Raw genomic sequence first — 17,246 nt, 5'->3', positions numbered from 1 at the left:
GGGTTCATGGCATTAGAATTTGATTTGATTGAAACGTATTTCAAGCCCTTATCTCAAAGTTTGTCCGGGGAAGAAGTCGGTATCGGTGACGATGGCGCAGTCTTATCGGTGCCGGAAAATCATCAAATGGTAGTGGTAACCGATACTTTAGTTTCAGGTGTGCACTTTCCGCTAGAGACCGCGGCTTATGACATTGCTTGGAAGGCTGTTGCGGTTAATTTAAGTGATTTAGCTGCCATGGGGGCAAGTCCTGGTGGGTATTCATTAGGCTTAACGTTACCTGATCATGACCAGGCCTGGTTAAAAGACTTTTCCAGTGGTTTGGAGGCTATCACAAAGCAATTCAAAATTCCTTTAATTGGTGGAGATACCACCAAAGGACCTTTAACACTGACGGTAACGGCGCATGGCTGGGTGCCTAATCAACAAGCTATCTTGCGTTCAGGTGCACAAGTCGGTGACCTGATTTGTGTTACCGAGACCATCGGTGATGGTGCTTTGGGGTTGAAATTAGCGTTGCATCAGTTGGATAAAGAGTTCACCTCTGGGCTGAATGAAATTGAAAAGCAGGCATTGCTGTCGGCTCTAAATCATCCAGTGCCTCAATTAGCCATTGCGGCTGATTTACGCGGGCTGGTGAATAGTGCGATTGATATTTCGGATGGTTTACTGGCCGATTTAGGTCATATATTAGAGCAAGCTAGTGGTAAGCAGTCTAGGTTGAGTGCAGGGTTAATTTTAGAATTAGGTGCTGAAATTGAGTTAACAAAACTGCCTCTGTCATCCGCTGTTGAGAAATATATTGCTCAAACACATGACTGGTCACCTGTTTTATCGGGAGGTGATGACTATCAATTATGCATGACTTTCAACCAGAATAACTGGCCGCAGTTACAGCAAATGGCACAACAACACGGTGTAAGGATTACTCAGATCGGCCGGGTGGTTGAGCAAGAGGGCATTCATTGTTTAATGTCAGGTAAACCTGTTGCGGACGAATTCGTGAGAGCGACCGGTTATAGTCATTTTTAGAAGATGAAGAAGTTGGGTTAATATGTTGTCAAAAAAGCTGAATAGCGTGAGGGTGTTTGAAGGGTGTGAGTGTTAATCATTCAAAAGCGCTAGCCTTGTTTCCAGCGCTTTAAATCATCAGTACTATTCTTTTTAAGCTTTATTCATGGCTCTGCGAGCTTTGACACCCTTGGCGAGTGTTTCTAAAACCGTTAGGCTGTCATCCCAATCAATGCAAGCATCAGTGATGCTCTGGCCGTAGGTGAGCGGCCTACCAGGTTCAACATCTTGACGGCCACCGATTAAATGACTTTCGACCATAACGCCCATAATATGTGGCGTTCCTTTCGCAAGTTGATCAGCAACGGAATCAGCCACCACCATTTGCCTTTCATGTTGTTTACTACTGTTTGCATGGCTACAATCAATCATTAATTTATCGTTTACTCCTGCTTTTTGCAATTGAGAGACCGCATCTTTAACAAAACTTTCCTCATAGTTAGGCCCGTCATTGCCACCGCGTAAAATCACATGGCAATCTTCGTTACCACTGGTTTCAAAGATTGCAGAATGGCCATTTTTGGTCAAGGACATAAAAATGTGAGGGTTGTTAGCCGCGCGGATAGCATCTACAGCGACTTTAAAACCACCATCGGTACCATTTTTAAAACCAACTGGGCAAGATAAACCTGAGGCTAATTCACGATGACCTTGGCTCTCTGTTGTGCGTGCTCCAATGGCACCCCAAGCGATTAAATCGGCAACATATTGTGGTGAGATGAGGTCTAAGAACTCTGTAGCAGCAGGGACGCCCATATTATTGATGTCGGAAAGTAAGGAGCGCGCAAGTCCCAATCCTATGTTGATTTCAAAGGATTCATTGAGGTTGGGATCGTTAATCAAGCCTTTCCAACCTACCGTCGTACGTGGCTTTTCAAAGTAAACGCGCATCACAATCAATAGAGTGTCTTTAAATTTTTCAATTTGGGTTTTAAGTTGCGCGGCATAATCACGCGCCGCTGCAGGGTCATGAATAGAGCAGGGCCCAATAACAACAAGCAAGCGGTCATCACGACCGACCAGAATATTATGAATTTGTTGACGAGTATCATAAACTGTTTGAGCAGATGCTTCTGTCAAAGGATATTTTTCATGTAGTTCACTTGGCGATTGAACTTCTGTGATGTTTTTGATTCGTAAATCATCCGTTTGATACTGCGTCATAATCGACCTTATATACTCTTGATTTGCTTAAAGCATGTTTTGTTTGTAAAGGGGGCTTTGTCTTAATGTCGGGATAAATCGAATTTCACCTTCAAGTAAGCGCAATATTATGCCATTTTACGAGCATGAATGCTTTAAGAATTCACACAATACTACGGCATTGGAGTATTGAGTATTTAAAAAAAGGGTTTACTATCACGGCCAGGCCTGGCCATTCTTAAATAGGGCTGAAAAATGAATGTTTTAAAGGTTTTTATTGTGACATTTAATGGGGTTTTGGCGTGATTTTTAAAGGAATAACAGCGTTATTTAACAGACCTAGTAAATAAGTTATGCTAAAATCATGTGGTTTTGAATTTTCTAATGGGCTAAAGCAAAAGTGTACTGTAAATATATTATTGAAGGCGTGACCGAAGATGGTCGCAAGTTTAGACCAAGTGATTGGATTGATCGGATTGCATCTATGGGCGCAAGCTATCATATGCACCGATTGGTTTACTCTGACTTGTTGCACCCTGAGCTGTATGAAGGGCAAAAATGTCTGATTATCGATACGGAACTTGAGATAAAAAATCCGTGTATGTTTCAGTATTTGATGAACTTCGTTAAAAGCAATAGTCTAAAAATGTCCAAAGTTTGTGATATAGATGAGGAAAAACTAGGCGCTTAGTTGGGTTTCGCAAAGCAATTTGCTTTGACTGAATTCAGAAGGAGAAACATCTCCTAAAGATCTGAATACAAAAAAGCGCTCTATATAGAGCGCTTTTTTTATGTTTAAAGGGGGGTGATAGGGTTTTGAAAGTCGTTCTTCCTGAAATCTAAAATAGATTCGGTCCAGCTATTAATGTTACCCAACCTCCCAATGCGAGAAATGGACCAAAAGCTAAAGGTGTATCCATTTTCCTTAATTTTAGCGCGATCCCAATTAAGCCGATCAAAATGCTGCTCAAGGCTGCAATCAGAATGATTTGCGGCAATGCAATAAATCCAAACCAAGCACCGAGTGCAGCAAGCATCTTAAAATCACCATACCCCATGCCTTCTTTACCCGTAAAAAATTTAAAGCTGTGGAAGACAAGCCATAATAACAGGTAACCGATTGCCGCGCCCCATATGGCTTCTATGGGGGATGTAAAAAGTGATTGCGTATTAAACAGTAAACCAAGCCATAGTAGGGGCAAGCTGAGGTTGTCTAAAATCAAATGGTGTTCAATATCAATGACACAAATCGTGATCAGTATCCAAGTGAAAATAAGCGCTGCAACTCCTTCATAAGTGAGCCCAAAGAACCACATAATCGTTACGGTACTAAGGGCTGAACTGAGTTCTATAAGTGGATAGCGTGATGAGATTTTTACTTGACAGTGATGGCATTTTCCTCGAGTTGATAACCAGCTGAATAAGGGGATAAGTCGATACCAGGGAAGGTTAGTCTCACAGTGAGGACATTTGGAACCCCCAATGCTAATGGCTTTGAATTGTTCATCGCCTTCAAGCATCATGATTCGAGGTAAGCGCCAGCTTAACATTGAGATAAAGCTGCCAATTATTAGGCCGAAAAGGCCGCTAAAGAAGAGTAGTTGATAGAGAGAGAGAGAGATCATTGCAAGCCTGTTGGTAATCGAGAGAGTTTTGTTTAAACAATTCTAGCAGGCCATTGAAGGAGGGCGATGTTATTTGCACAGATATTGATAATCTTGCCGCAAAATTTCTATAAAGAAAGTGTCAATATTCAATTGATCTCTAACATTATTCAGAGTAAATGACGCAATTCCGATCATTTTCCCACACGGTAATGCTATGCATTTTAACACCAGGGGCCGAAATGCGCGATTCTATTTCACGGAATAGATATACGGCGATATTTTCTGCGGTTGGATTGGTTTCTTTAAAGTGTGGGTGATCATTCAAGTAGCTATGGTCCAACTCTTTAATAACGACTTTAGCGTGACGTTTAATCTCTTTAAAATCAATCACCATGCCGATTTCATTTAATTGAGTGCCAGAGACCTGTACTTCAATTTTCCAGTTATGGCCATGCAGTTTCGCACAATCACCAGGGTAGCCACGAAGACTGTGGGCGGAGGCAAAATCCAATAAGGTTTTTAAAATAAATGTTTGAGCCATAACGTTTGATTCTATGCCAATCTAAAAGGAACACATTATAACGGAAAGTAGGTGTTATTCAAAGTAATCTGCTAGAAAGAATTACTTTAATCGAAGGTGATTTTCCTTTGAAATCATGCTGTTATTTAACAAATTATTTATGTAGAAGTTACTTAACGCTGATTTTTGACGAGACTTTAGCAGTGTAACCTACCAAGTTCAATCGATGCCATTGCGTGTCAATCTATTTAGGATGGTATTGAGTGTCATTAACTTGTCAATTAGACAGGCTGATCAGTTAATGTTTCCTTTGTACTATATAACGTGTTAAACCTTTTAAAAAAGTCGTATTTAAGTCCATTTTTTGTAGGGTTTGCAATGCCTCTGCTATCAATTCATCACGGTATCTTTTAGCGGAGTCTAATCCGAGGAGTTTTGGATAGGTCGATTTATTAGCTTGTAAGTCGCTGCCTTGCGGTTTTCCTAAGGTTTGAGTGTCACTCTCAATATCCAAAATATCATCTTGAACTTGAAACGCGAGCCCAATGGCGTCACCAAATGTAGTGATGTGATTGGCCAATTTTGCGTACTCTTGACTTTGACAAGCGCCCATTAATAAAGCAGCTTTAATCAGTGCGCCGGTTTTCATAAGGTGCATGGCTTTCAAATGCGACAAATCTGGTAATAAGCCTTCGGATTGCATATCAATCATTTGCCCACCAATCATGCCTCCAAGTCCGCTGGCTCGACTGAGTTTCTGTATCAATTGTATTTTATGTGCATCGCTCACAAATGGATCGTCACTGAGAATTTGAAAAGCCAAGGTTTGTTGAGCATCCCCGACTAGAATAGCGGTGGCTTCATCATATTGAATGTGGCAGGTAGGTTGGCCCCTGCGCAATTCATCATTGTCCATTGCGGGCAGATCGTCATGCACCAGTGAGTAGCTGTGAATGAGTTCGATGGCGCAAGCTGCAGTATCTAATTGACAGAGTGGGATTTGAAGCGCTTCACCCATGGCATAAACGAGGGCCGGTCTGAGCCGCTTTCCCTTGTTCAAGGTCGCATATTGAGTGGCTTCAATGAGTCTTGTAGACGTGTTTGGTTGTTGTTCGCTGAGTTGTTTAAACAGCGTTTCAAGTGCCCGATTGACTCGGGTTTGGTAAGTTTGTAATTGAGTTTGCAAGAGGGGTTCCATCGCTGGTTATAAACCATAAAAAAGGCCATCAATAATGACAGCCTTTTTAGCAGTTTGATTGAATGGTGTTATTTTATCCGTTTGTGAGGATTAAATAAACAGACATTCAAAAACGACGGAGATTACAGTTTATCAGAGTGCTTGCTTAGGTAATCAGCAACGCCATCTGGTGTATCCTGCATCCCTTCATCCCCTTTATTCCAACCAGCAGGGCAAACTTCACCAACTTCATCGTGGAACTGAAGTGCTTCAACCATGCGAACCATCTCATCAACATTACGACCAAGCGGTAAGTCGTTAACGACTTGGTGGCGAACGACTCCATTGAGATCGATTAAAAAGGCACCACGTAAAGCGATGTTAGCTGGATGAGCAATGCCATATGCTTGCATGATTGATCCGCCAACATCTGCAACTAGAGGGAATCTAACCGGTCCTAATCCACCTTTATCAACAGGCGTATTACGCCATGCATTATGGGTGAATTGAGAGTCAACAGAAATACCGATAACTTCAGTGTTGAGGGATTTAAATTTTTCAACACGGTGATCAAATGCTAAGATTTCAGAAGGGCATACAAAAGTGAAGTCTAACGGGTAGAAAAATACAACCGCGTACTTACCAGTGATATGGCTTTTTAAGTTGAAGTCATCGACGATTGACCCGTCTGCAAGGACGGCTGCTGAAGTAAAATCTGGAGCTTGTTTCGTGACAAGAACTGACATAATTTAAATCCTTAATAAATAGAATGAGTTAGAAAACCCAATTAGTATAGTCAATTGCTAGGTTATTTTCTAGTAAGATTGGGGCTAAAGCATGCTCAAGTTGAATTTAAAAATTAAAGTATTTTGATTGTATAGTCGATAAGATATTATTAGGGTACCCATTTTTTGGATTCAAGTTATGATTGTCCATTGCAGTGGCTGGTTTTTTTCAAATCATTTAAGTTGAGGTTGAATTATGTTCATTGTTTATGCACCTGAAGGAAGGAGCTTTATTGGACGGAAACCAAAAGTACCTCCCCTTAAAGTCGATCCTTTGATACCCATTAATCCGATTGAAAAAGATGTGCTTGATGGAAGGGATTCCAGCTCAGAGATAACCTCTTCTGCGCAAACTCATCAAAAAACAGAGTCGGCTGTGCATGCTTATGAAGTGACCCAAGAAGATAAGCGTCGTCGGGTAATTGTGAAAGTGGTAGAAATTATGTCTGCTCCGGTTGTGTTGGTTTCAGATGAAAATAGTCTAGAGGAGGCTTGGCTATTAATGCAAGAGCATAAGGTTTCATATTTGCCTGTGATAAAAGCGGGCATCTTAGTGGGGTTGTGTTCTCAGGCTGATCTGCTAGGACGTGTTATTGTGAATAAAGACGGGGTGTTAGAAGGGGTAAAACAAGAGACCGTTGCGGAGGTTATGCATTCCCAAGTAGTGACCACCAGTAGTGATACAGATATTCGGCACATTGCACAGGTTTTAAGTGATTATGATATTGGTGCTTTGGTTATTATGAGTGAGTTTCATGAAGTCGTCGGAATAGTTACGGAAGGCGATTTGGTTAAACGATTGGCTAATGATCCGCCAGTGGAACTGTATGTCTAAATAATGTTTAGAGGGGATGCTAGAATAAATAGGTAGGTAGATAGGTGGTTGAAATATTATCAGCAGCAGATTTTCTACTGCCGCTATGCGACTAGACCTTATAAATTAATTTCTTGTCCTTTACAGGTCTTCTAATACACTTGTAGAGTGTTGTTGTCTTTACTTCATTTCTTTGCGTTTACTTTTCAAATATCCATTAAACATCCCTTGTAATCCTTTATAATAATTCGTTTGATCGCCCTTTATTCATTAGGTTTAACTTGTGTCGTATTTTAAACGGTATTTAATTGCAGGATTGTTGGTTTGGTTGCCTTTAGGGGTGACGTTGGCTGTCGTCAAATTCTTAGTAGATTTGTTTGATAAAAGTCTCCTGTTATTGCCGCATAAATATCGACCTGATGTTTTATTAGGCGTTGATATTCCAGGATTTGGCGTGTTACTCTCGCTCACTCTCATTTTAGTGACAGGCGTTGTTGTCGCTAACTTTCTGGGAAGTCGTTTAGTGGCTATCTGGGAATCGTTATTATCACGTATTCCGCTAGTGCGCTCGATTTATCATGCGGTGAAGCAGATTGCCGAAGCTGTTTTAGGGTCTGGAGAGCAAACCTTTCAAAAGGCTTACCTCATCCAATATCCTCGTGCAGGTCTGTGGACGTTGGCCTTTCAAACAGGTGCATTGCAGGGAGAGGCACAAAAGAAAACGGGTATGAACAATGTTGTGAACTTGTTTGTTCCGACAACCCCTAATCCAACTTCTGGTTTTTTTATTATGGCTTCAAAAAATGAAGTCATCGAGTTGGAGATGAATGTCGATGATGCTTTGAAAATGGTCATCTCTGGTGGTGTCATCGTGCCTGATGCCAATGCATCTAAATCCATGAGCCCACAAGTTGAATTAGACATTAATCCCGCGGTTAATGAAGAAAGTTCGCTGGCGATAAAACCGGATTCGGGTATAGGAAAAAAGTAATAAATTCAAAGGGTTTTAAAACCCAAAAAATTAATGTATCCAATTCGGATAGAACTATTTTAAGTACAGGGTATTGGAATAGAGAGATTTAAGGTTACTCATCTGTTAAGGATAATTTTAGCCTCTCGTACCACTGCCTCATCACTAAACATTTGTAAAAGGGTTAAAAAATATGCGTACGCAGTATTGTGGGCAAGTCACAGAGTCATTTATTGATCAAACCGTTACCGTTGCTGGCTGGGTTCATCGCCGACGTGACCATGGTGGGGTTATCTTTATCGATTTAAGAGATAGAGAAGGCTTGGTTCAAATCGTGGTTAACCCTGATACCGCGGACATATTTGAAAAAGCGGAGCGTTTGCGCGCAGAATGCGTTCTACAGGTGACTGGGAAAGTCATTCCACGCACTGAAGGCACCATTAATCCAAACATGGTGACGGGTAAAGTTGAACTTGTGGCCACTGATATTGAAGTATTGAGCATGGCTGAACCGATTCCTTTTCAGTTAGATGATAAAAACATCAGTGAAGAGGTGCGTTTAAAGTACCGTTACATCGATTTACGCCGTGACGAGATGCAAAAAACCATGATGTTACGTTATAAAGTGACACGTACCATGCGTCGTTATTTAGATGATCAGAACTTCATGGACATCGAAACGCCGATGTTGACTAAGTCAACGCCAGAAGGTGCTCGTGATTACTTAGTGCCAAGTCGAACTCATCAGAATAAATCGTTCGCATTGCCACAGTCTCCACAGTTGTTTAAGCAGTTGTTAATGATGTCTGGTTTCGACCGTTATTATCAAATTACTCGCTGTTTCCGTGATGAAGACTTGCGTGCCGATCGCCAACCTGAATTTACGCAGTTAGATATCGAAACCTCTTTTATGGAAGAAGATGCGGTGATGAATCTGATGGAAGGTCTGACTAAAACGATATTCAAGGAATCAATTGGCGTCGATTTTGATTATGATTTTCCTCGCATGGCCTACTCTGAAGCGATTCAACGTTTCGGGATTGATCGTCCTGATTTACGTATCGATATGGAGTTGGTCGACGTTGCCGACTTATTGCAAGAGATCGACTTTAAAGTATTCGCCGCACCAGCTAAAGATCCTAAGGGGCGTGTTGCAGCACTGCGTGTCCCGGGTGGGGGCAAGATCTCTCGTAAAGAGATTGATGCTTATACTAAGTTTGTCTCTATCTATGGTGCTAAAGGTCTGGCCTATGTTAAGGTCAATGACCTGGCGGCCGGCATTGAAGGTCTACAATCACCAATCGTTAAATTCTTCCCTGATCAAGTGATGGAAATAATGAGACGTGTCGGTGCTGAAGATGGCGATATCGTTTTCTTTGGTGCGGATAAGGCCAAGATCGTAAATGAAGCCTTAGGCGCATTACGCGTTAAGATTGGTGAAGATCTGAATATGCTTAAGGGTGAATGGAAGCCTGTGTGGGTCGTTGATTTCCCAATGTTTGAAGCAGATGAAAAAACGGCGCGAATGACAGCAATTCACCATCCATTTACCCAGCCAAAAGCGACCACTGAAGAAATTCTGAATCATGATGAACCAGAGCAAATGCTCTCTAAAGCCTACGATTTAGTGATCAATGGTCTTGAGGTTGGTGGAGGGTCTGTCCGTATTCATAATTCTGAGATGCAAGCAGCTGTGTTTAAGTTGCTGGGTATTTCCGATGAAGAAGCCCGTGAGAAGTTTGGTTTCTTATTAGATGCATTGAAATACGGTTGTCCACCGCATGCAGGTATGGCATTTGGTCTGGATCGTCTCATTATGATCTTGGGTAAAATTGATTCCATTCGTGACGTGATTGCCTTTCCTAAAACACAGTCGGCTGCGTGCCTATTAACGGCGGCACCAGGCCTGGTGGATAATAGCCAGCTTGATGATTTAGGGTTACGTTATAAGAAACCAGTACTCGAACAGTCGAAGTAATAAAATTGAGTGATTTAGATGCTATGAATGAGAAAATAGTTGAAATTCCAGCACAATTAGAAGCTCGTATTCAGCAACTTGCGGTTGAAGCAAAAACTCAACCCTGGTTGAATAATACTGAAAAAGAGCACCTTAAAACCAAAATTAAGGCCTTATTAAAGCAACATAATGCACAATTGATCGCTCACTATTATGTAGATGCTGAACTCCAGGCCTTGGCGGAAGAGACGGGCGGAGTGGTGGCAGACTCCTTAGAGATGGCCAACTTTGGTGCACAGTCTACTGCGGATGAGTTAGTGGTGTGTGGCGTACGCTTTATGGGTGAAACGGCCAAAATGCTTGCCCCTAAAAAAACGGTTTTAATGCCAGACTTAGAGGCAAATTGTTCTCTAGATATAGGGTGTCCTGCCAAGGAGTTTGCTGAGTTCTGCGCACAATATCCTGATCATACCGTCGTGGTTTATGCTAACACTAGCGTTGAGGTCAAAGCTTTGGCCGACTGGGTTGTCACCTCTGGAAATGCATTGCAGATTGTGACTCATTTGAAAGAACAGGGAAAAAAAATCATTTGGGCGCCTGATCGTCATTTAGGTCATTGGATTGAGCAAGAGACGGGTGCCGATATGATTTGTTGGCAAGGCTACTGCCTGGTGCATGAAGAGTTTAAGGCTTTCGAATTACAAGAACTGATGGAAAAACATCCGTTAGCCAAGGTATTAGTACATCCTGAGTCGCCAGCAGAGGTAGTGAATTTGGCAGATGTCGTCGGTTCAACCAAAGTCTTGCTAACGGCTGTGCAAACACTGCCTGATGAAGAGTTTATAGTCGCTACAGATGACGGTATTTTTTATAAGATGCAGCAGTTAGCTCCGCATAAAAAATTGTTGATTGCACCGACAAGTGGTCATGGCTCAACGTGCCAAAGTTGTGCTCACTGCCCCTGGATGGCGATGAATGGTTTGCAGAATTTAGCTGAATGTTTAGAGAAACAAACAGGTGAGATTTTGATTGAAGAATCCATTCGCCTCAAAGCGCTCAATTCAGTTGAAAAAATGCTTAACTTTTCAAGAAAAGTAGGTTTAGTTAAGTAAAGTTCATCTTGTTTAGCTTGATCCGTTTGGTATTTCAATAGTTTCTTAAACTTTAAATAGAGAAAAGTTTGGCAAAATTAAAACGAATTTTAGGGATTGATCCAGGCTCGCGTAAGACTGGATTTGGTGTGGTTGAATCAGGTCGTTACCATCCAACCTATGTGGTCAGTGGTGTGATTCGGGTTGAGAAATTTTCAGGTGCGCAACGTCTAAAAAATATTTTTGAATCCATTTGTCAAATTATCGATCAATACCAACCAGAAGTGATGGCTGTAGAGAAGGTCTTTGTACATAAAAACCCTAAGTCTGCCATTATTCTTGGCCAGGCACGAGGTGTTATTCTCTGTGCAGCGGCCATCAAAGATGTGCCGATTATGGAATATACCCCTACCCAAATTAAAAGTACGATTGTTGGTAAGGGGCACGCCACGAAAGACCAAATTCAATATATGGTTCAGAATATTTTGAAATTATCCGAACCACCGCAAGAGGATGCGGCAGATGCATTAGCCTGTGCATTGTGTCATGATCGTTATATGTCTTTAGGCATTGATCCTGAATTGATCTCCAAAGGCACTAAGTTCTGAGCAGGATGTTATTGACTTGCTTTGTTATTTGGTTTGACATTAAACTAGGAACTGTACTCTTTATGATTGGCTTTTTACGCGGGCAACTCGTCCACAAACGTCCCCCTTTGCTTGTTTTAGATGTTCACGGGGTGGGTTATGAAATAGAAGCGCCTATGTCGACTTTTTATCAGTTGGAAAAAGTGCTAGAAGATGTCACTATCCTGACGCATATGCATGTTCGTGAAGATGCCATGCTGTTATTTGGCTTTGCTACAGAGTCCGAAAGAGTGCTTTTCAAAACGTTGCTGAAGGTAAATGGTGTTGGGGCGAAAATGGCACTAGGTATTCTATCAGCGATGTCTGTCAATGATTTTTGCGCTTATATCGATAGTGGTGATATCAGTGCGTTAACACGTATTCCAGGTGTCGGTAAGAAAACCGCCGAACGCTTACAGATTGAGATGCGAGACCGCCTTAAAGTGGTGGTGGAATCAGGCTTATTAAGTTATGAAAAACCATCTGTCGCTGTCGATACTCAAGGTAACTTAAATATTCAACCCGTCGCCTTTGCAAATACGATTAAACATTCTGCTGGCGAAGCACTGATTTCATTAGGTTATAAAAATATTCAAGCTGAAAAAATGATTGCTTCAGTTTTTGATGAGGACCTTTCTTTGGAAGAGCTTATTAAACGCGCGCTACAAGGCGTAAAGTTATGAGCGTATTTTATTTTACTAGGAACTTCTATCAAGCGTCTATTCAGGTAGTTCAACATGATTGAAACAGATCGTATTATTGCGAGTCAAGAAGTTGCTGACGACATCTACACTGCACCTTCGGTTCGACCTCAACAAATTAAAGAATATATTGGCCAAACAGCGGTTCGTGAGCAGTTACAACTGTCAATGGATGCTGCTAAAATGCGTAATGAGCAACTTGATCACGTTTTGCTTTACGGACCACCAGGCCTGGGGAAAACCACGCTTTCAAATATTATTGCTCAGGAAATGGGCGTTACTTTGCGACAAACATCCGGTCCGGTGATTGAAAAGCCAGGTGACTTAGCTGCTATTTTAACCCGACTAGAGCCCCATGACGTCCTCTTTATTGACGAGATTCATCGGCTAAGTCCAATCGTAGAAGAGGTTTTGTATCCAGCGATGGAAGATTTCCAAATTGACATTGTCATTGGAGATGGACCTGCTGCTCAGAGTGTTAAGATTGATCTTCCACCTTTTACTTTAGTCGGTGCTACCACACGTGCAGGATTACTGACATCCCCTTTACGAGATCGTTTTGGATTAGTGCAGCGACTTGAGTTCTATAGTCATGAAGAATTAACACAGATTGTCAGTCGATCTGCTAATATCTTAGGCATGCATTCGGAACATGAAGGGGCACAAGAAATTGCTCGTCGTTCTCGTGGAACACCGCGTATTGCCAATCGGCTTTTAAGACGTGTTAGGGATTATGCTCAAGTGCGTGGAAATGGCATTATCACAGCATCCATCGCAGATTTAGCGCTGAATTTATTAGAGGTTGATCCACTCGGACTTGATAAAATGGACAGACGTTTTCTTGAAACATTGATTGAAAAGTTTGAAGGTGGCCCGGTGGGTATTGATAGTATGGCGACCGCATTAGGGGAAGAAAGAGGGACCATCGAAGATGTTATTGAACCTTTTTTGGTACAGCAAGGCTTCTTAATAAGAACCCCTCGTGGACGAGTCGCAACCCCTAATGCTTATAGACATCTAAAGGTTATTCAACCAGAAGTGAATTAATCAATTAGAATCTTTTAAAATAATTTATAAAACCAAGTTTAACGATTAAGGAAAGCTCCATGAACGATAGCAATTTGATTGAAATTATATTGAACGCCAGCCCTGTTGTGCAGGCTACAATGATTTTATTAGCAGCAATGTCTTTGGCATCCTGGTCGGTTGCTTTGGCTAAATCCGCGCAGATTCGTAAATCGAAACGTACTGCAAAACAGTTTGAAAAAACTTTTTGGGCAACCCCGGATCTGCATACGCTTTATCACCAAGAGGCAACGATTCACGATGAGCCACGTGGACTATCGAACATTTTCGTTGAAGGGTTTAAAGAGTTTGATAACCTTAAACATCAAGGTGTACATGAGGCATCGGATTTAATTGCAGGAGCTCAGCGCAGTATGCGAATTGCTTTTTCAAAGGAAGCAGATCGTTTAGAGCATAGATTGTCGTTACTAGCCACAGTGGGTTCTTCGGCTCCTTATATTGGTTTGTTTGGCACTGTGTGGGGTGTTATGCATGCGTTTCAGTCACTTGGAGATGTTCAACATGCCACTTTAGCGGCGGTTGCACCAGGAATTTCTGAAGCATTAATAGCGACAGCCATTGGTCTTTTTGCGGCAATTCCTGCAGTTATTTATTACAACCGTTTAAGTACTCAGGTAGATCGTCTACTGGGTGAATACGAGAACTTTGCGGATGGACTTCTAACTATCCTGCAAAGACAGGCACATAGCATAGATAAACAAGCTTAAGCCCATTACCGTTCATTGACTGGAACTAAAGATGCAAACTGGATTTCGAAACCAACGACAAAAAAAACGTTTAATCGCGGAAATTAATGTGGTGCCTTATGTTGATGTCACCTTGGTGCTGTTGATTATCTTCATGGTGACCGCACCCATTGTGCAGCAAGCCGTGACGGTAAATTTGCCACAAACACCCGAAATAATTGATAAAAAACAGCAACAGCTGGAGGACGAGACGGCGCCTTTTGTCATTACCGTGACAGAAAAGGGACGGTATAAAACGTCTGAGCAACCTGATACTGTATTGGGCAATAAGGATTTAGAGAGTCTGGTCGCTGAGGTGATTGCTCGTTCACAGTTAAATCGTACGCAAAGAATTTATATTCAAGGTGATAAGGAGGCTCCTTATGGCAAGGTACTACACATATTTGTATTATTAAAAGCCAATGGAGTTGAAAATGTTTCTTTACTCACAGAGCCTGAAGGTGGTAATTCTTAATGCTTAGTTTTATTACAAGACATCCAATAGCCGTAATTCTGGCGTTAATTCTGCATATCGCTATAGGTGTGTTAATCACCTATGAATGGCATGATTCAACTAAATCAATCAAAATATCTGTTCAAGGTGAAGCAGATAATGCTCTTCATCAAGATAGACAAGATAAGCCGTTTGTTAACATTGAACCATTAAAAACCTTTGCGGTTGATTCAGCTTTAGTAAAGCAACAGCTCGAAAGAATTAAATCCGTAGAATTAGCAAAAAAACGGGAACAAGAACAGTTGGCCGCTAAGACAGACAAAGAACGTCAGCACCTTAAAGAGTTACAACTACGCCAAAAAGAAGAGCAATTAAAAGCTGAAAAAGCGGCTAAAGAAACAGCAGATCAAATCCTTAAAACAGAAGCAGAACGTAAAAAAACTGAAGAAGCCAAACGCTTAGCAAGTCTAGAGAAGAAAAAGGCCGACAATGAGCGCGCAAAAGCAGAGAAGGCTAAAAAAGCCAGCCTGTTAGCTGAAAAAGAACGTCAATTAGCAAATGAAAAAATGGCTCTCGCTCAAAAACAACGCCAAGTTGAGGAAGAAAAAAAGAACGCTTTAGTCTTAGAGATTGAACGTAAAGATAAAGAAAATAAAGCGTTAGCGCTCGAGGCTGAAAAGGCGAAAGCAACGCAAGCAGAGGCTGTGGCGGCAGCGGCGTTACAGCGCCAACTAGACGAAGAGTCTGCGGCCCAACGAGCGATTCAAAAACGACAACAGTTATTGTCATTACGCCAAACGTACATTTCTTCTATTTCTGCTAAGGTGAAAGATAATTGGCGGACTCCGGCAAGGATCTCCCCAGAAGCTCAGTGTGATTTACGAATTACCCAGACGCCTGCAGGCAGTGTGACGAGTGTAAGGATTGTAAATTGTAATAGTTATGCATCTAAACAATTTAAAGATGCTGCCGAGAAGGCTGTTTATCGATCAGAGCCACTGCCCGCACCACCGGTAAAAGAATTGTTCGAAAGAGTAATTACTTTTGAGTTTAAACCTTAATCATTTAATACATAGGTTTTATAGCCTGTAACATTCATAATATTTCAGATAACAAGAGGCCGATAATGACTATTGTAAATTCTAAGTTCGTCACTTTCTTTCAACGCATAGCCAAAATTAGAAAGCTGCTATTGTTATCCATTACAGCATTTTCAATGTCTTTGTTTGCAGTGTCAGCCATGGCTGAACTGACGATTGAAATCAGCGAAGGGTATGATAATGCCATTCCTATTGCGATTGTTCCTTTTCATTATGAAGCAAATAACTCTGTGGCTTCAACTTCATCACAAACATCAAACTCCCAATCTCCTGAAAATTTAGCTTATATCATTGCTGCCGATTTACGCCGCAGTGGACGTTTTCGTCCTCTTTCAAATGAGGAATTGCCTGCGCAACCAACTGATATTGACACGATTAATTTTGAGCAGTGGCGAGACCTTGATCTTGATAATCTATTGATGGGAAAAATAATAGCCGAAGGCAATGGTTTCTATCAAATTGAAATGCGTTTTATAGATGTGTTGCGTAAAAATCAAGTGATCGGTAAACGCTGGAATCATATCCCTAAATCGAATCTTCGTCAGATAGCCCATCAAATGAGTGACTTAATTTATGAAGAGTTAACAGGCGTGCGGGGTGCCTTTAATACCCAAATATCTTATGTGACCCTTAGAAAAATTGAAGGAAAGCGCCACTATACCCTTGAGGTTGCCGATTCGGATGGTTTTAATCCTCAACCTATTTTAAAATCAAACCAACCTATCATGTCACCGAGTTGGTCTCCCGATGGTAAAAAACTTGCCTATGTCTCTTTTGAAAATGGTCGCTCTCAAATTTTTATACAAAGTTTAGATGGTAAGTTTCGTAAAAATATAGCGAAGTTTAAAGGTATTAATGGTGCGCCAGCTTGGTCGCCAGATGGCACTAAGTTAGCAATGACTCTATCAAAGGGCGGTAGTGCAGATATTTATGTGATGGAACTTGAAACCGGCAAGTTACAACAGTTAACGAGAAAGTTTTCGATTGAGACCGAAGCGGCTTGGGCGGCTAATGGAGAATCCCTATACTTTAACTCTGACCGTCGTGGTAAACCCCAAGTCTTTCAGGTGTTTCTGGATACAGGTGAAATCAATCGTGTGACTTATAATGGTAATTATAATGCAAATCCGGAAATATCACCGGATGGACGTTATCTCTCTGTGGTACACGGGGAGGGAGGATTTCATATTGGGTTATTAGATTTGTACACCAATGAATTCAGAGTCTTAACCGATACGTTTTTAGACGAATCCCCTACATTTTCCCCAAATGGTGAGATGATTTTGTACGCAATGAATCAGGATGGTAAAGGCCAGTTAGCCGTAGTGGCGATTGATGGAAAAACATCACAAACGCTTAAAGTTAAAGATGGTGAAGTGAGAGAGCCTGCATGGGGGCCATATTTAAATCCTTAATATT

The 17,246-nt window shown here is 41.5% G+C and carries 18 protein-coding genes; 13 read left to right on the top strand and 5 right to left on the bottom strand.

Annotated elements, in window-relative coordinates:
• The first annotated feature begins 6 nt into the window (after positions 1–6).
• Positions 7–1,032 carry a thiamine-phosphate kinase gene (thiL, locus tag F612_RS0103680; RefSeq protein ID WP_019556399.1) on the top strand — a complete coding sequence of 342 codons (1,026 nt, stop codon included), beginning with the start codon at positions 7–9 and terminating at the stop codon, positions 1,030–1,032.
• A 132-nt stretch (positions 1,033–1,164) separates the two neighbouring features.
• Here thiL and aroG read toward each other — a convergent pair whose 3' ends face one another.
• On the bottom strand, positions 1,165–2,235 hold the full coding sequence (aroG, locus tag F612_RS0103675; RefSeq protein WP_019556398.1) for a 3-deoxy-7-phosphoheptulonate synthase AroG: 1,071 nt from the start codon (positions 2,233–2,235) through the stop codon (positions 1,165–1,167).
• Positions 2,236–2,614: 379 nt separating this feature from the next.
• Between aroG and F612_RS0103670 the strand changes: the two genes are divergently transcribed.
• A complete protein-coding gene (locus F612_RS0103670) occupies positions 2,615–2,905 on the top strand; it encodes a DUF3579 domain-containing protein (protein ID WP_019556397.1) in 291 nt (96 codons plus the stop codon).
• A 148-nt stretch (positions 2,906–3,053) separates the two neighbouring features.
• Here the strand turns inward: F612_RS0103670 and F612_RS0103665 are convergent, their stop codons facing one another.
• The 4 genes from F612_RS0103665 to F612_RS0103645 form a co-directional block, all read right to left on the bottom strand.
• Positions 3,054–3,839, bottom strand: a complete 786-nt coding sequence (locus tag F612_RS0103665; RefSeq protein WP_033394398.1) for a prepilin peptidase — start codon at positions 3,837–3,839, stop codon at positions 3,054–3,056.
• A 145-nt stretch (positions 3,840–3,984) separates the two neighbouring features.
• Entirely contained in the window at positions 3,985–4,362 is a 378-nt protein-coding gene (gene queD, locus F612_RS0103655) for a 6-carboxytetrahydropterin synthase QueD (RefSeq protein ID WP_019556394.1), read from the bottom strand.
• A gap of 277 nt (positions 4,363–4,639) precedes the next feature.
• Positions 4,640–5,527 (bottom strand): farnesyl diphosphate synthase, encoded by an 888-nt coding sequence (locus tag F612_RS0103650; RefSeq protein ID WP_019556393.1) that lies wholly within the window; start codon positions 5,525–5,527, stop codon positions 4,640–4,642.
• 134 nt (positions 5,528–5,661) lie between these two features.
• Positions 5,662–6,264, bottom strand: coding sequence for a peroxiredoxin (locus tag F612_RS0103645; RefSeq protein ID WP_019556392.1), 603 nt, complete (start codon positions 6,262–6,264; stop codon positions 5,662–5,664).
• A 235-nt stretch (positions 6,265–6,499) separates the two neighbouring features.
• Here F612_RS0103645 and F612_RS0103640 point away from each other — a divergent pair, with 235 nt between their 5' ends.
• The 11 genes from F612_RS0103640 (at position 6,500) to tolB (ending at position 17,242) form a co-directional block, all read left to right on the top strand.
• Complete coding sequence (locus F612_RS0103640) at positions 6,500–7,138, top strand: CBS domain-containing protein (RefSeq protein ID WP_019556391.1); 639 nt, start codon at positions 6,500–6,502, stop codon at positions 7,136–7,138.
• 262 nt (positions 7,139–7,400) lie between these two features.
• A complete protein-coding gene (locus F612_RS0103635) occupies positions 7,401–8,108 on the top strand; it encodes a DUF502 domain-containing protein (protein WP_019556390.1) in 708 nt (235 codons plus the stop codon).
• Positions 8,109–8,280: 172 nt separating this feature from the next.
• Complete coding sequence (gene aspS / locus F612_RS0103630) at positions 8,281–10,065, top strand: aspartate--tRNA ligase (protein ID WP_019556389.1); 1,785 nt, start codon at positions 8,281–8,283, stop codon at positions 10,063–10,065.
• A gap of 23 nt (positions 10,066–10,088) precedes the next feature.
• Entirely contained in the window at positions 10,089–11,156 is a 1,068-nt protein-coding gene (gene nadA, locus F612_RS0103625) for a quinolinate synthase NadA (protein WP_026329607.1), read from the top strand.
• Positions 11,157–11,224: 68 nt separating this feature from the next.
• Positions 11,225–11,743: a crossover junction endodeoxyribonuclease RuvC gene (gene ruvC, locus F612_RS0103620; protein ID WP_019556387.1), complete on the top strand. Its 519-nt coding sequence runs from the start codon at positions 11,225–11,227 to the stop codon at positions 11,741–11,743.
• 62 nt (positions 11,744–11,805) lie between these two features.
• A complete protein-coding gene (gene ruvA, locus F612_RS0103615) occupies positions 11,806–12,444 on the top strand; it encodes a Holliday junction branch migration protein RuvA (RefSeq protein ID WP_026329606.1) in 639 nt (212 codons plus the stop codon).
• Between the two features lie 54 nt (positions 12,445–12,498).
• On the top strand, positions 12,499–13,509 hold the full coding sequence (gene ruvB, locus F612_RS0103610; RefSeq protein ID WP_019556385.1) for a Holliday junction branch migration DNA helicase RuvB: 1,011 nt from the start codon (positions 12,499–12,501) through the stop codon (positions 13,507–13,509).
• A gap of 59 nt (positions 13,510–13,568) precedes the next feature.
• A complete protein-coding gene (gene tolQ / locus F612_RS0103605) occupies positions 13,569–14,255 on the top strand; it encodes a protein TolQ (protein WP_019556384.1) in 687 nt (228 codons plus the stop codon).
• A 31-nt stretch (positions 14,256–14,286) separates the two neighbouring features.
• On the top strand, positions 14,287–14,748 hold the full coding sequence (locus F612_RS0103600; RefSeq protein WP_019556383.1) for an ExbD/TolR family protein: 462 nt from the start codon (positions 14,287–14,289) through the stop codon (positions 14,746–14,748).
• Positions 14,748–15,788, top strand: coding sequence for a cell envelope integrity protein TolA (gene tolA, locus F612_RS0103595; RefSeq protein ID WP_019556382.1), 1,041 nt, complete (start codon positions 14,748–14,750; stop codon positions 15,786–15,788). The genes F612_RS0103600 and tolA overlap by 1 nt, the downstream gene beginning before the upstream one ends.
• 65 nt (positions 15,789–15,853) lie before the next feature.
• The gene (tolB, locus tag F612_RS0103590; protein ID WP_019556381.1) at positions 15,854–17,242 is read left to right on the top strand and encodes a Tol-Pal system beta propeller repeat protein TolB; all 1,389 of its coding nucleotides are present in this window, start codon (positions 15,854–15,856) and stop codon (positions 17,240–17,242) included.
• The last annotated feature ends 4 nt before the right edge of the window (positions 17,243–17,246 follow it).

Source organism: Thiomicrorhabdus arctica DSM 13458, assembly GCF_000381085.1.
Lineage (GTDB): Bacteria > Pseudomonadota > Gammaproteobacteria > Thiomicrospirales > Thiomicrospiraceae > Thiomicrorhabdus > Thiomicrorhabdus arctica.
The sequence above is the reverse complement of the archived record's forward strand: the minus strand, read 5'-3'. Positions and strand labels throughout refer to the sequence as shown.

Coding starts and splice junctions, on each gene's coding strand:
- ruvB (WP_019556385.1), top strand. CDS start 12,499: ATGATTGAAACAGATCGTATTATTGCGAGTCAAGAAGTTGCTGACGAC.
- F612_RS0103640 (WP_019556391.1), top strand. CDS start 6,500: ATGTTCATTGTTTATGCACCTGAAGGAAGGAGCTTTATTGGACGGAAA.
- tolB (WP_019556381.1), top strand. CDS start 15,854: ATGACTATTGTAAATTCTAAGTTCGTCACTTTCTTTCAACGCATAGCC.
- F612_RS0103665 (WP_033394398.1), bottom strand. CDS start 3,839: ATGATCTCTCTCTCTCTCTATCAACTACTCTTCTTTAGCGGCCTTTTC.
- ruvA (WP_026329606.1), top strand. CDS start 11,806: ATGATTGGCTTTTTACGCGGGCAACTCGTCCACAAACGTCCCCCTTTG.
- aspS (WP_019556389.1), top strand. CDS start 8,281: ATGCGTACGCAGTATTGTGGGCAAGTCACAGAGTCATTTATTGATCAA.
- tolA (WP_019556382.1), top strand. CDS start 14,748: ATGCTTAGTTTTATTACAAGACATCCAATAGCCGTAATTCTGGCGTTA.
- F612_RS0103645 (WP_019556392.1), bottom strand. CDS start 6,264: ATGTCAGTTCTTGTCACGAAACAAGCTCCAGATTTTACTTCAGCAGCC.
- F612_RS0103600 (WP_019556383.1), top strand. CDS start 14,287: ATGCAAACTGGATTTCGAAACCAACGACAAAAAAAACGTTTAATCGCG.
- tolQ (WP_019556384.1), top strand. CDS start 13,569: ATGAACGATAGCAATTTGATTGAAATTATATTGAACGCCAGCCCTGTT.
- thiL (WP_019556399.1), top strand. CDS start 7: ATGGCATTAGAATTTGATTTGATTGAAACGTATTTCAAGCCCTTATCT.
- aroG (WP_019556398.1), bottom strand. CDS start 2,235: ATGACGCAGTATCAAACGGATGATTTACGAATCAAAAACATCACAGAA.
- queD (WP_019556394.1), bottom strand. CDS start 4,362: ATGGCTCAAACATTTATTTTAAAAACCTTATTGGATTTTGCCTCCGCC.
- nadA (WP_026329607.1), top strand. CDS start 10,089: ATGAATGAGAAAATAGTTGAAATTCCAGCACAATTAGAAGCTCGTATT.